This is a genomic window from Streptomyces turgidiscabies Car8 (assembly GCF_000331005.1).
Lineage (GTDB): Bacteria > Actinomycetota > Actinomycetes > Streptomycetales > Streptomycetaceae > Streptomyces > Streptomyces turgidiscabies.
Genome location: NZ_AEJB01000361.1, coordinates 192,612 through 205,381, shown reverse-complemented (window position 1 = coordinate 205,381; position 12,770 = coordinate 192,612). Strand labels below are relative to the sequence as shown.

12 protein-coding genes and 1 pseudogene are annotated in these 12,770 nt (G+C 66.5%); 11 read left to right on the top strand and 2 right to left on the bottom strand.

The window, feature by feature from the left end; all coding sequences use genetic code 11:
* Positions 1-51 precede the first annotated feature (51 nt).
* Entirely contained in the window at positions 52-1,038 is a 987-nt protein-coding gene (locus STRTUCAR8_RS24880; RefSeq protein WP_006379241.1) for an ATP-dependent DNA ligase, read from the bottom strand.
* Between the two features lie 503 nt (positions 1,039-1,541).
* Between STRTUCAR8_RS24880 and STRTUCAR8_RS24875 the strand changes: the two genes are divergently transcribed.
* Both STRTUCAR8_RS24875 and STRTUCAR8_RS24870 read left to right on the top strand, forming a co-directional pair.
* Positions 1,542-2,060: a hypothetical protein gene (locus tag STRTUCAR8_RS24875; RefSeq protein ID WP_006378675.1), complete on the top strand. Its 519-nt coding sequence runs from the start codon at positions 1,542-1,544 to the stop codon at positions 2,058-2,060.
* A 307-nt stretch (positions 2,061-2,367) separates the two neighbouring features.
* Positions 2,368-2,703, top strand: a complete 336-nt coding sequence (locus tag STRTUCAR8_RS24870; protein ID WP_006378928.1) for a hypothetical protein — start codon at positions 2,368-2,370, stop codon at positions 2,701-2,703.
* Here the strand turns inward: STRTUCAR8_RS24870 and STRTUCAR8_RS24865 are convergent.
* Positions 2,687-3,157, bottom strand: a complete 471-nt coding sequence (locus STRTUCAR8_RS24865) for a LysM peptidoglycan-binding domain-containing protein (RefSeq protein WP_006378639.1) — start codon at positions 3,155-3,157, stop codon at positions 2,687-2,689. The two genes, STRTUCAR8_RS24870 and STRTUCAR8_RS24865, sit on opposite strands and share 17 nt — an antisense overlap.
* A gap of 271 nt (positions 3,158-3,428) precedes the next feature.
* Between STRTUCAR8_RS24865 and STRTUCAR8_RS24860 the strand changes: the two genes are divergently transcribed.
* From STRTUCAR8_RS24860 to STRTUCAR8_RS52670, 9 genes and pseudogenes are all read left to right on the top strand, one after another.
* Entirely contained in the window at positions 3,429-4,355 is a 927-nt protein-coding gene (locus STRTUCAR8_RS24860; protein WP_006378826.1) for a hypothetical protein, read from the top strand.
* Positions 4,356-4,462: 107 nt separating this feature from the next.
* The gene (locus STRTUCAR8_RS24855) at positions 4,463-5,509 is read left to right on the top strand and encodes a hypothetical protein (protein WP_006378925.1); all 1,047 of its coding nucleotides are present in this window, start codon (positions 4,463-4,465) and stop codon (positions 5,507-5,509) included.
* 337 nt (positions 5,510-5,846) lie between these two features.
* Positions 5,847-7,088, top strand: coding sequence for an AAA family ATPase (locus tag STRTUCAR8_RS24850; RefSeq protein ID WP_006378909.1), 1,242 nt, complete (start codon positions 5,847-5,849; stop codon positions 7,086-7,088).
* 108 nt (positions 7,089-7,196) lie between these two features.
* Entirely contained in the window at positions 7,197-8,882 is a 1,686-nt protein-coding gene (locus STRTUCAR8_RS24845; RefSeq protein ID WP_006378804.1) for a vWA domain-containing protein, read from the top strand.
* Positions 8,883-9,058: 176 nt separating this feature from the next.
* A complete protein-coding gene (locus STRTUCAR8_RS24840; RefSeq protein WP_006378729.1) occupies positions 9,059-10,966 on the top strand; it encodes an AAA family ATPase in 1,908 nt (635 codons plus the stop codon).
* Positions 10,967-11,194: 228 nt separating this feature from the next.
* Positions 11,195-11,839: a TetR/AcrR family transcriptional regulator gene (locus STRTUCAR8_RS24835; RefSeq protein WP_006378595.1), complete on the top strand. Its 645-nt coding sequence runs from the start codon at positions 11,195-11,197 to the stop codon at positions 11,837-11,839.
* Between the two features lie 130 nt (positions 11,840-11,969).
* Entirely contained in the window at positions 11,970-12,104 is a 135-nt protein-coding gene (locus STRTUCAR8_RS55145) for a hypothetical protein (protein ID WP_267889078.1), read from the top strand.
* Positions 12,105-12,140: 36 nt separating this feature from the next.
* Positions 12,141-12,269, top strand: a pseudogene (locus tag STRTUCAR8_RS55770) (type I restriction-modification system subunit M N-terminal domain-containing protein); the annotation flags it as partial.
* Positions 12,270-12,313: 44 nt separating this feature from the next.
* Positions 12,314-12,568, top strand: a complete 255-nt coding sequence (locus STRTUCAR8_RS52670; protein WP_158697438.1) for a hypothetical protein — start codon at positions 12,314-12,316, stop codon at positions 12,566-12,568.
* The last annotated feature ends 202 nt before the right edge of the window (positions 12,569-12,770 follow it).

The following is a 12,770-nucleotide window of genomic DNA, read 5'->3' as shown; positions in this document are numbered from 1 at the left end:
CGCCTCAGCGTCACAGAACTCGGCGTGAGAGAGACCCCTCCTTTTTCTTCCTCATGTGGCCGGCCTTCGCAGCGCGTCGAGGGGCGGCACGTCTTCGACGGCCATGTCCGCACGCACCCGCACAAAGCGCACAGGGTGGCGCAGACGGCCGCGGGCGTCCCGGGAGACATCCACGCTGATCTCGACGACGGTCTCCGGAACGACCAGAGACACCTGTAGTTTCTCCCGTGATCCCCAGCCGGCGGAGAAAGACCACCCGGCCCACGGGTGATCCGCTACCGGGCGCAAGAGACCCCCCATGATCTGAGCCTGAACTCCCGGCAAGGCGCTCGTGCGTCCCGCATACTGCAGTCGTCCGTCGAAGTCGTGCCGGCCGAGCAGCAGTGTCCGGGGACGGTGGGGCGCCCCGGTGACCGCACCGACGATCATCTCCAGGGTGTCGCGCACCCGGAACTTCCGCCAGGAGCGTTCTCCTGGCCGATAGCTTTCGCCGCCGTCCTTGAACACGCAGCCTTCCACGCCGGCCACGGACCAGGCCAGCCACCCTCGGGCCACTTCGGCATCGTTTGTTGACGGGCACAACGTCCACGGCGCAGCCAGCCCCTCCCGCTGGAACAGGGTTTCGAGTGCCCGCCGTCTCTCGACGTATGAGCGTTCGCGCAGGCTCTGGCCCTCGACGTGGAGCAGGTCGAACACGACGTAGTGGGCCGGCTGGGCAGCCGCGGCCTGCTGAGCGACGGCGCCCCGGCGGTGCAACCGCTGCGTGAGCCGCCCGAACGCGAGCCTGTTCTCCTCCCACACGACCAATTCGCCGTCGAAGACGACGGAAAAGGGCAACCGCCGAAGGGCTGAGGTGATCTCCGGAAAGGCCGCGGATAGATCACTGCCCGTGCGCGAGCGCAGCACCGTAGGACCGGTAGCATCGTGTGCCGCGAACGCCCGGAAGCCATCCCATTTCGGTTCGGCAAACCAGTTCAAGGGAAGTGCAAACGTCTCGACGGGATTCGCCAGCATTGGCTCGGAGGGAAGGTCGATCACATCGGAGGGCTACCACAAACGCCTCGCGGGACGAAGGAAGACACGAGGAAAAACGGCTCGTCAGTATGGGGTTAGACCACCTTCCACGCCACCGCAAGAGACCACCGGGAAATGTCTCCTTATCGACCAACCTGCCGTTCGTGGCGTGGTGTTCAGGATGGGGCGGAAGTTTGCCAAGTGATAGACGAGCTACGCGTGGGGCCTGAAAGTGTGCAACCCCGACACCCCTGTCATGAGGAAGGTGCACTTCCGCGCCGGCATGTAGCCGACTGGTGCAATACCGACAGGTGTCAACGGCCAGTTTGTGCACCGGCGAAATGGCATCGCCACGCGCATATGCCTAGCGTTGCCGATGCAAGCCCGGCCAACCATGAGGCGAGTGAGGCTCAAGCCGAAACTGCCCACGGGGAAGCCGACAAAGCCCGCGGCGGTGAACCGCTGCACGCACCAGGAGGCGGGCGCTGAAAGGTGGTTGGAGCCACCGCATATGAAGGAGCGCACCGATGATCCACCCCCACCCCGAAGCGTCCAACTCTGACGAGTTCAAAGGTTTCGATGAAGCCCGGCGCATCATGTGGTGCCATGAAGCTCGTGCCCGCGTGTACGAACGGTTCGAGCAGACGAGCTTCATCGGTGACACGAACGTTGCAGCGGTCCACGTCGACAACACCACCAGGGCAGACCGTGTGTTCCTCGTGGCTTTCGACAAGGCCGGCCAGCAGGTCGGCGTCGACACGCTCTACATCGACGAGCCGAATCAACACCTCGGCATCGCGCCCGAGTTCGACCACGATTTCACCGGCATGGACGTCGTTCCGGACTCTCAGCTTGACCAGTCCATCTCTCGCGAGAACGGCTGGGTCGTCAACCTGAAGGTACTGCGCGAGTACGACCCCTTGGCCGATCGCCGGGCCACGCAGCGTGCGGTGTTCCTGGCGCATCTGCAGGACATGATGAAGAACGGTGATGTCCGCGGATTCCTGTTTGGCCGGGGTGAGTCCGACGACACCGATGCGGCGTGAGAGACCACGACCTCGTGCCTCAGACGACCCCCGCCGGCAGCCTGGCCGGCGGGGGTCGTCTGATCTCTGACGCTGTTACGAGTGCTGCGTTTCGCAACAGGGGAGGGGATCAGCACAGCTGATCCGGGTGTCGAACCCAGGCCGAGTGCTTTGCGGGGAGACATGCCGTGGACCGGCTAACGCCGGTCCCGGGTGACGCCTCGCGGTGAGCTCTACGAGGCCCACGCAGTTCGTCTCCGACACCGTCGACCAGAACCTTCCCCCCGACCTCGAGCAGCGACTGGGCGGCAGAGCCCAGGACCGAAGCATGACCGCCTCCGCCGATTCCGGGCTCCCGCTGGACGACGTCCTCGATCTGAGCGCAGCGCTCGATCTCGTCGATGCGAAGATCGAGCTGCTCAGCGAGTACAAGCTCAAATACCCGCAGGACTACACGCCGGATGGCATCCGGTCCATGAACGACGAGGTCGAGCAGCTGCACCAGCTGCGCACGCGCCTGATGGACCTGCGGGCCCGCCGGGAAGCAGAGTCCTCCGCCCTGAGAAGACGACGATGCCCTGACCGCCTCGTGGCGGTCAGGGCATCGAATCAGGCTCGGTACGCGGCAGTGCCGCCCTGCCGGGTCGTCACACCGGCGGGATGAGCAGCGAGGCCCCCGCGTAGATGAGATCCGGATTCTGGATCTTGTTCGTCTCGACCAGGATGCCGATCGGCATCCCCGTCGTCCCCGAGATCGCGGTGAGCGTATCGCCTGGCTTGATGGTGTACGGCTTCGCCTTCGGCGCGGGCTTCGCCTCGGCCGGTGCACCCGATCCGTTGGGCTTGTCCTCGTCGCCGCGACCCGGCGTCGGATCCTGACTCGCCCCGTTCTCGTCCTGCTTCCCCGTGCCGCCCTCGCTCGGCTGCTGGGCGCTGCCGCCTCCGGCGTTCTTCTCGCCGGGATTCACCGGTGCCTCGACCGGGGCGTGATTGCCCTGCAGTGCCTGGATGAAGCCGCCGTCGGACGTCGCGAGCTGCGTCAGGCCCCATCCGGCGAAGAGCGCCGCTCCGCCCACCATGACGCTGGCGGCGATGACGGGTCCGTTGCCGAAGCCCATCGGGCCGGCGTGACTCCCGGCAGCTGCTCTCGTCTGCGCCGACGGCTTCGACGTCGTCCCCACTGGCCTCTGAATCGTAGCCGTCATCCCTGTTCCGACTCCTCTGCGAATAGCACACACAATCATTCATGTCCGGCATTGGCATTCTACTCATAGTCGAACTGAAGTTGATAGAATAAGGGATTGGATGGCAGTCCGAATCCTGTCCGATAGCCCCCCAATGGACCCCTGAGTCACCGACCGCCAGACCGAACGAAGGAACCGCATCACCATGGCCAACTACTCCATCTCCGCCAGCCAGATCACCGAGGGCAAGAACGTCTTCATCCGCGGGAAGCTCGGCTTCGCCGTACTCGCCCGCCTCATCGAAGGCGCGGAGCTCGTTGCCAGCGACCAGCGCAAGACGAAGAACGGGATGAGCCCCGTCGGCAAGCCGCACACCACCGCGACGATCATTCACGCCGAGGTCCAGTTCGCCGATCCGAACAACCCCACCCTCGAAGAGCAGTTCGTCTCCGAGCGCCGCTACGACTCCCCGAAGCGGCCCGAAACCGGACCCAACTACTCCATCGACTCCAAGGGCAGCACCCTGCCGGTCATCGCGATCCCTTCTCCGAAGGGCGACGGCACCTACGACCAGGACGAGTCCGGTCAGGAGCTCGCGCAGGGCCTCGACGTCACGCTCGTGCTGCGCACCTACAAGCCGAAGAACTTCAACAACCGAGGCCTGGCCCTCGAGCAGGTGATCGTCCACGAGGCGCCGCGCTACTACAAGGCCGGCGGCATCGACCAGGCTGAGCTGGCTGCGCGTGGCATCGTGCTCAACGGCACGCCGCGTCCCGTTCAGGCCACTCCTGCCAGCGCTGCCCCTGCCGCCGCCGTCCCGGTGGCGACGGAGGTCGAGGACGGCCTGTCCTTCCCGGCCCCCCAGCCGGCGTCCGCACCTGTGGCCGTGGCCGCGCAGGCTCCCGTTCAGGCTCAGGCCCCGGCGACCGCCGTGGCTGCGCCCGTCGCTGCGGCTCCTGCTCCGGCCGCGGCTCCTGCCCAGCAGGAGACCCTGGAGCAGAAGCTCGCGCGCCTTGAGGCCGAGAACGCCTCCCTCAAGGACGCCGGTTCGGCCGTGGGCTCGCCCGTGGCCACCGACCCCTGGAACGGCTCCGGCCTGGCCCAGCAGGCGGGGATCACCTACCAGGGCTGATCCACGCTGACCCTCGATGAGACCCCCGTACTCGCATCCGTGCGGTACGGGGGTCCTGTCTTTCTCTTCCCCTCCTGACGCCTCCGACCGAAAGCGTGCGTCCCACGATGACTCCAGCCGACCCCCATGCCTGGTTCCCGCAGTTCTACGGCAACCCCGCGATCCGCACTCTCGCCAGTGCCTGTCGGTGGACCATCTCCGGACAGATCGGGGAAGAGACCCCCGACAATCCCACCAAGCCGCCGAAGCGCAAGGCCCCGATCGACGTACGGCACCTGCTCGCCGGCTGCACGTCCAGCTGCAAGCACGCCAGCCCACTACGCGGAGCCTTCGCCCTGGACGAGACCTGCCTGCTCACCCTCGACGAACTCACCGCGGCGATACCGAACGCCGCGAACACCGCCTTCTACCTCCAGGCCCAGACTGACGGGCTGCTCGTCCTCGACATCGAGGCCGACTGCCCGCCAGGAGTGGCCACAGACCTGCTGCGGCTGCCGGGCATCCTCTACTCGGAGCTGTCGATGTCCGGCCAGGGCTTCCATCTCGTCATGCCGCTGCCGAAGAACTTCCACGACTTCCCTGTAGCCGCCGGCAAGCGCGTCCTGCGTGAGGAACACGGCTGGTACGAGCTGCTCCTGGACCACTGGTCGACCTTCACCCGCCAGCCGGTGCCCGATCGCATCGTCGCTCACGTCAACACAGCAACTAATGTGCCGGCCTTCGCCTCCATCGAGGACCTCTACGCGCAGCTGGCCGTGAACGCCAGCGAGAGCTCCGGTGCTTCAGCATCAGCTGTCGACACCACCGAGGACATGCCCGACATCCCGTACTCGCAGGCGATCGTCGAGCAGGCCCTGGCCAGTGCACGCCATCAGCTCCGGGATCCCGGCGACTTCAACCACGACATGTCCCGCTGGGAATTCTCGGTTCTCGCCTCGCTCTACGGCTGGATGCGGACGCAACTGCGCGCCTACAGCGCCCTCGGCGTCGAGTACTCGACGGGCGACACCGCGTGGTTGCTCTACAAGGCGGCGGTCGATGTCATCCCTGCGCGCCCCAAGCACCGCGAGCGGCGCAACGGCCGGCCCTTCCTCCTCGACCGGGCGGCTGCGCTCGTGGCCGACCGCGAGGCCCGTTCCTCGTCGACCAACTGACGCTCTGTGCCTGTTCCTGCTGCTGCTTCTGCTCCTGGTTCATCTGCTGCCTCCGGCAACGGGGGTGGGGTGGGTGACGGGTGCTGCGGCGGGGCCGGGCACAGGTGGAGGACAGTGCTGGATCGCGCGGAGCGCGATCGGGTGGCGATGTGCAGCGGGGCTCCATCGCCACCAATGGCGGGAGTGCAGGTCTCCGCCAGGCTCCGACGGCGCGGCCCGCGCCACAGGACCCTTCACGGCCTATGCAGCCTCGGCGACGCCGAGAGCAGCAGCGCCGTCCTCCGACATCTCTTGGCTTTCTCTCTCTTCCTCGCCCCCGCACAGAAAAGACGTCGACATGAAGTTCAACGACACCCTGACGACCCTCATCAAGCAGTCCCTTGAGGTCGGCGCGACGCCCGCTCTCATGGGCGAACCCGGCATCGGCAAGTCCAGCTTCGTCGAGGACCTGGCCTACTCCATGGGCACGCAGGCATTCACGCTGCCGTGCAACCAGCTCGCCGACAAAGCAGACCTCACCGGTGCGCGCCTGGTGCCGTACACCAAGGACGACGGCACGCAGAGCTACAAGCAGGTCTTTTACCCGCACCAGGTGATCCAGGAGTGCATCGACTACGCCGAGAAGAACCCGCGCGAGTGGCCGATCCTCTTCCTCGACGAGATCAACCGCACCACCTCCGACGTCACCTCCGGCGCGCTGACCCTGGTCACGCTGCGCCGCATGGGGTACGTCGACCTGCCCAAGAACGTCCGCATCGTCGTGGCCGGCAACGACAGGGGCAACGTCACCTCGCTCGACGAGGCAAGCCTGTCCCGCTTCGCGATCTTTCACGTCGAGCCCGACGCCGCCACCCTCATGTCCGTCCTCGGCGACAACATGAACCCCTGGGTGAAGACGGTGCTCACGCAAGCCCCCGGGCTCGTCTTCCAGAAGTCGACGCCCGAGGCCATCGTCGCCGACGGCCAGGACGACGACGACAACGGCAACGTCACGATGGCCGATCTGTTCGACGGCGGCGAGGAGATGAACCAGCTCACCACGCCGCGCACCATCGACAACCTGTCGAAGTGGCTCAACGCGGCCGACCCGCAGCAGCTGGCGCAGTATCTGGCCACCCCGATCCAGATCGGCGACCGCGAGACCTCGCTGCTGAACGAGGCCATCGAGGCCTACGTCGGGGACACCATGTTCACCACGCAGCTCGTGGCCACCATCGCCCAGGACCTGGCGAGCAACGTCGGCGGCGTGCAGCAGAACCGGGTGAACGTCCCGAAGCCGAACTGCTACCAGAGCTTGAAGGCCGCAGCGACCATGACCGACATGGCCGCGGTCATCGCGACGCTGACCGACAACGAGAAGTCCGGGTCGCTGCTGTACGCGCTCAAGGAGAGCAAGGACAACGCGCGCCTCATCGAGCAGCTGGCCCAGGCCATCACCCAGATCGAGCCGGAGCACACCCGCACGCTCATCGAGATGGTGACCAGCCAGCAGATCGACCGCCAGAACCTCGAGGCCTTCATGGAGATCGACGCTCCGATCGTCAACCAGGCCAAGCCGGTCCTCTCGGCCTTCCTCTGATCGCTCGCTCACCGGTGGTGGGGACTACTGCGGTGCAGTCCTTGCTGCAACTCCCCACCACCGGCGGCGTTCTGCCGCTGCCTTGTCCTCAGAAGGAGACCACGACCCATGACGATCACCGTCACGAACCAGAAGCCGGCCGTACTCGACGCACTGCACACCATCTCGTGCACCGGTGATTACGACCCGATGCCGGCGATCCAGCAGACCCTCATCGACCCGCTGCTGGAGCCGTTGAACCCCAACGCCCCGGCGAGCATCACCGACGCCCAGGGCGCTGATCTGACGGGGAACATCCCGGATCTGGTCCTGAGCTGCCTCGGCGACACGCTGAACGTGGCCAGCGAGCAGACCGTCAAGGAGCTGCTCGGGCAGACCCTGATCAACTTCGACCAGGGCACACCGCTGCCGGTCGCCGAGCTCTTCGCCGTCCAGGCCGGACAGCAGAACAAGATGCCCGCGCCCTCCCCGCGGGTGCTCTACACCGCGCAGGCTGATGTCCTCCCGGCCGCGAAGGCTCTGCTGGCGGGGACCGGCGACGAGAGCGCCTTCTTCGCCTCGATCGCCTACACCTTCCACCCCGACACCCTCGGGTTCTGGTTCCAGTCCTCCGCGGCCTTCGACGACTTCAAGATCTGGCTGTCCCAGCAGACACAGACGATGGCCAGTGCGTTGCCGCTGGCCACCACCAAGCTGCTCAACGACTTCACGGCCCTGTCCCTGAAGGGGCTCACCGAGTCGCTGCTGGTGCGCAAGGACGACTCTGACGCCAACGATGAGCACTCCTTCGCCCGCGTGCTCGTGCACATGCTCATGAACTACATCGAGCAGCAGCGGGTCCAGGCCAGCCAGCAGAACACCGCCCTGGACACAGGCGTCCTGCCGTTCACGATCGGGGAGTTGTTCTGCCCGCGCTCCCTCGTCCTGGTCAACGTCGAGGCCCATGCCCGGGCCACCGCGGCGAAGATCACGGGGGAGTGGAACCTCATCAACCAGTCGCTGGCCTCGCCGGTGAAGGTCGTCTCGAACACGTCGCTGTCCAAGCTCACGTCGCTGCCACGGGCCGCCGCCCGGGCCGCCGCCCTGGGAGCCACGCAGCAACCGGGCCAGCCTGGCAGCCGTAGCGCCCAGGTGGCGTTCCGCAAGCAGCCGCCGAGCAAGCTCGACCTGCTCAAGGACATCACCCGGGTGCTGCGCCGGATGGGCAAGGTCAACAAGTCACAGAACATCTTCCGCACAACGAAGGCGACCTTCCTCAAGGCCAACCGCCGGGACCCGGACGACTGCAACAAGCCCGGCCGGATCACCTCGGTGCAGTACATGCCCGACCTGCACATCTACATCGACACCTCCGGTTCGATCTCCGAGGAGAACTACCAGGAGGCGGTCATGATGCTCATCCGGATCGCCAAGAAGCTCAACATCAACCTGTACTTCAACTCGTTCAGCCACTTCCTGTCCCAGGAGGTGATGCTGCGCACGGAGAACAAGTCGACGACTCAGATCTGGAAGGAGTTCCGCAGGATCCCGAAGGTGTCGGGCGGAACGGAGTACACCCAGATCTGGCGGTACATCAACGCCAGCCGCGTGCGCCAGCGCAGGCTCTCGCTCGTGGTCACCGACTTCGACTGGCTGCCGCCGTCCACGCGCCAGGACCACCCGAAGAACCTGTACTACGCACCGTGCTCCGCCATGGACTGGTCGTTCATGGTTGACCTGGCAAAACGCTACGCCGACTCGATGCAGCACATCGATCCGAGCATCCGGCAGAAGCTCCTCGGCATGGTCGTCTGACCCTGCTGCCTCAAGAACCGCCAAGAGCGGTGCCGTGCAACCAACTCCCCTGGCTGGCACCGCTCTTGGCGACCCCTGACTTTCCCTCTCACTCATCCATATCCCTGCTCGGGACACCGTGGCGCATCCACCCAGCGCGCCACCACGCCGAGCGACCCGCACCGAAGGAGGACCCGGTGGGTCTCAGCAACTTCACACCCGGCGGCTCCGACGACGACAAGGGCAACGGCGGTGGCGGCAGCTTCCCTCCGCAGTTCCCGTCCGCGGCCTTGCCGTCCAGCGGTGGCAGCGCCGATGACGTCAAGGAGCTCCTCGTCGACTACAACGAGAAGTTCAAGAACGCCGATCCGACCATGTTCCGTGACACGCTCATCGGGCAGGTCCTCTCGGTCATCATCAGCAAGACCAAGCCCAACGCTCTGCTGGTCGGTTCCGCCGGCGTCGGCAAGACGAAGATCGTCGAGGACATTGCACGGCGCATCGCGCTCGGCGACGCCCTCATTCCCGACCAGCTCAAGGACTACACGATCTACGAGCTGCCCATCACCAACATCATCGCCGGGACCGGCATAGTCGGCTCGCTGGAGGAGAAGGTCAAGGCGATCGTCGAGTTCGCCTCGGACCCCAAGAACAAGGCCATCCTGTTCATGGACGAGATCCACCAGATCACCGGAGGGTCCGGCAGCCATGGCGACGCCGTCGGCCGCAAGATCTCGCAGATCCTCAAGCCGGCCCTGGCCCGCGGCGACATGTCCGTCATCGGTGCGACCACCAGCACGGAGTCTCGTGCCTTCGATGAGGACCCGGCCTTCGCTCGTCGCTTCACCCGGCTCATCGTCGACGAGCTGAGCGTGGAACAGACGCTGGCCGTGATGACCACGGTCCGGCCCGGCCTGATGGCGCACTACCGTCACCAGATCGGGGTCTCCGACGACGTCCTGGCCTCGGTGCTGCAGATAGCCGAAGCGAACTCCCGGGCTGGCCAGCACCGTCCGGACAACGCCATCACGCTGCTCGACCGGGCGATGGCTGACCGGGTCCTGGAGCAGAAGAAGCTCATCGTCCAGGCCGAGGTCGCCGGCGACACGGCGCTCGCGCAGACCTTGCGGTCCATTCCGCAGGTGCCGCTGACGAGCACCCGTGTGCTCGATGTGGCCAAGCGCCTGATGACCGGAAACGCCCAGCGCAAGGACCTCGACGTTGCCGCGCTGAGCGCCACGCTCACCAGCCGCCTGCAGGGCCAGGACGACGTGCTCGCCAAGCTCACGGACCGTCTGGCCCGCGAAGAGCTCGACCTGTTCCCGACGAAGACGCCCACGACGTGGCTGTTCGCCGGGGCCTCGGGTGTGGGTAAGACCGAGGCGGTCAAGATCATCGCTGAGGAGACGACCGGCACCGAGCCGATCATCCTCAACCTGACCGAATTCCACAGCGAGTGGTCGACGTCGAAGATCATCGGCGCACCTCCCGGCTATGTCGGATCGGACTCCAACCAGGAGCTCCCGTTCGACACGCTGGAGTCCAACCCCCACCGGGTGATCCTGCTCGACGAGTTCGAGAAGGCCGACAAGGCCGTGCAGCGCCTGTTCCTCTCGGCATTCGATGAAGGCTACATCCGCAATGCCCATGGCAAGATCCTGGACTTCTCCAAGGCCCTGGTCATCTGCACGACCAACGCCGCCCGTGATTCGCTCGACGGCAAGATGATCGGCTTCGGCAACAACCCGAAGACCATCTCGAACCAGAGCCTCAACAAGGCACTGGAGCAGTTCTTCGACGCCGAGCTGCTGGGCCGGTTCTCACTGGTCGTGGGGTTCAACCCCATCGACCGGCAGACCTACCGACAGATCATGGCCGCCGACTACGAGCGGCAGCGTGAACGGATCGTTGAGGCCAAGCCGCGGCTGGCCCAGGCGCTTCCCGCGTCGATGCCCGACGACGAGCTGCGCGCCATCGAAGAGACCACCTACGTGGACTCCCAGGGTGCGCGGCCGGCGCGCAAGGCAGTTCGCACCTGGATCGAGGACTACCTGCTCGCTGCCCAGACCGGCGGCACAGCCTCGGCATCCCCCTCGGATGACTGAGCAGCCGTCCACATCGCACCGAGCGCTCCTGTTCCGGATGTTCCGGAACAGGAGCGCTCGGCGTCAAGTCCGTCGACGACATCACAGCGGCGCTGGCCCGGCCCTGACCAGCATCGCGGGGGCGAACACGCTCCCGCGTCGGGCGGCCGGGCCTGGACCAGACAGCGGCCGCCGCCGGCCCGGCTCCGAGGCGCCGGGCCGGTGCCACCCCACCGAACAGGAAGTGACATGACCGAGGAGATCCGGAGCACCGCAGGGTGCCCGATCGGGGCACGCGGTCTGAAGACTCGCAGCCAACTGCTGCTCTGTCTCAAGGAGTTGCTGGCCGAGCACGGCTATCACGCGACGAGAGTGATCGATGTCGCCCGTCGCGCGCGTACCTCGCCCGCGACCTTCTATCAGTACTTCGCAGACGTCGACGCGGCCGCCCTGGAGCTGGCCCGGCCCGTGGCGCAGGAGGGAAGCGACGGACTGATCTACGCGGAGATCGGCAGTTGGTGGGGCGGCGGGCGTCACGCGGCCGGGAGCACGGTGGACGCCTTCTTCGCGTTCTGGCGGGAGCACGAGGTGGTCCTGCGGGTGGTCGACCTGCGGGCGGCCGAGGACGACAGCCGGTTCGCCGAGATCCGCCGCCGCATACTCTCCGGTCTCCTGGGGCACCTGGAGTACGCGATCACCGCTCGTCCGTCATCACCCGGCGCGACGGACGACTCCTTCGCCGCGGCCGAGGCGCTGACGGTGCTGCTTGCCGCGGCCGCCGGGCACCAAAACCCCGAGACAGCGGACTCACAGGTGGTTCGCCAGATGCTGGTCGAACTCATCGCCCGGGCCGTGTCCGGCGGAACCGTCGCCGTCCAGCTGCCGACTGCGTGACCCGTCAGGGACGCGAGTCGAGCACGCGATGTCCGACCGGCGACGCGCTCGCGGTAGTGACGTGGTGCGCTAACCCCGGCCCAACGGGCCGGGTACCCGCCACAACCCTCTCGGGAGTACCGCGTTGGCCGTGACCGCCAATGTGATCGACACGCTGATCGGGCGGCCACGGGCCAGCGACGGCTCGGGCCAGCCCGCACCTGGCCGGACCGCCCTTCCCCACCAGACGACTTCGGCGCCCCGCCTCCCGGCCGGGCACCACTGATTCCACTGCCCATGGGCCGTGCAAAGGACGTCCGTCATGCCACTGTCGCTCTCTCAGCTCGAGAGGCACCTGCTGGGCGCCGCCGAGGTGCTGCGCGGCCCGCTGAGCCCGCACCAATATCAGGACTATCTGCTGCCGTTCGTCTTCCTGAAGCACGCCAGCGACGTACCTCGCCCCCACGCCCTCATTGCTCAGAAAGGGGGACAGCCATGTCCACCATGCTCCCCAAACCTCTGCTCCAAGAGCACCGAAAGCGAGCCATGGAGCTCTCCGCCGCGGCCCGAACGAACCTCACCGCCCATGTCCGGAGCACCGATGAACTCCGCGAACTGGGCCTCATGCTTGGCCTGATCGAGGTCGATCCCGCAGGATCCCTCGTCACGGCCTGTCCCTGGGATCTCGATGCCGACGATGCTGCCGTCGATGGAACCGACCGGCGCCGCTCGGAGTCGACCTCGACGTGAGGTGAGTTGCCGCTGATGAACGACCGCGCGCCTGGGTAGCGCGCGGTGTCCGGGGCGTGGCTTCGCCACCTACCCCGGACTCAGGGGCCTAACGGCCCCTGACGGGTGGGTTGAGAGGAACACGGGCGGGGCTCGTCGGCTGACGAGAGCCCCGCCCGTGTTCGTACCTGCGCCCCCATGGTCCAGCCCTGTCGCTGTGCTC

What these genes read in the sequence shown, in the direction of transcription:
- STRTUCAR8_RS24845 (WP_006378804.1), top strand. Translation starts at nt 7,197, where the DNA reads ATGACGATCACCGTCACGAACCAGAAGCCGGCCGTACTCGACGCACTG.
- STRTUCAR8_RS52670 (WP_158697438.1), top strand. Translation starts at nt 12,314, where the DNA reads ATGTCCACCATGCTCCCCAAACCTCTGCTCCAAGAGCACCGAAAGCGA.
- STRTUCAR8_RS24860 (WP_006378826.1), top strand. Translation starts at nt 3,429, where the DNA reads ATGGCCAACTACTCCATCTCCGCCAGCCAGATCACCGAGGGCAAGAAC.
- STRTUCAR8_RS24855 (WP_006378925.1), top strand. Translation starts at nt 4,463, where the DNA reads ATGACTCCAGCCGACCCCCATGCCTGGTTCCCGCAGTTCTACGGCAAC.
- STRTUCAR8_RS24870 (WP_006378928.1), top strand. Translation starts at nt 2,368, where the DNA reads ATGACCGCCTCCGCCGATTCCGGGCTCCCGCTGGACGACGTCCTCGAT.
- STRTUCAR8_RS24865 (WP_006378639.1), bottom strand. Translation starts at nt 3,157, where the DNA reads ATGGGCTTCGGCAACGGACCCGTCATCGCCGCCAGCGTCATGGTGGGC.
- STRTUCAR8_RS24875 (WP_006378675.1), top strand. Translation starts at nt 1,542, where the DNA reads ATGATCCACCCCCACCCCGAAGCGTCCAACTCTGACGAGTTCAAAGGT.
- STRTUCAR8_RS24850 (WP_006378909.1), top strand. Translation starts at nt 5,847, where the DNA reads ATGAAGTTCAACGACACCCTGACGACCCTCATCAAGCAGTCCCTTGAG.
- STRTUCAR8_RS24835 (WP_006378595.1), top strand. Translation starts at nt 11,195, where the DNA reads ATGACCGAGGAGATCCGGAGCACCGCAGGGTGCCCGATCGGGGCACGC.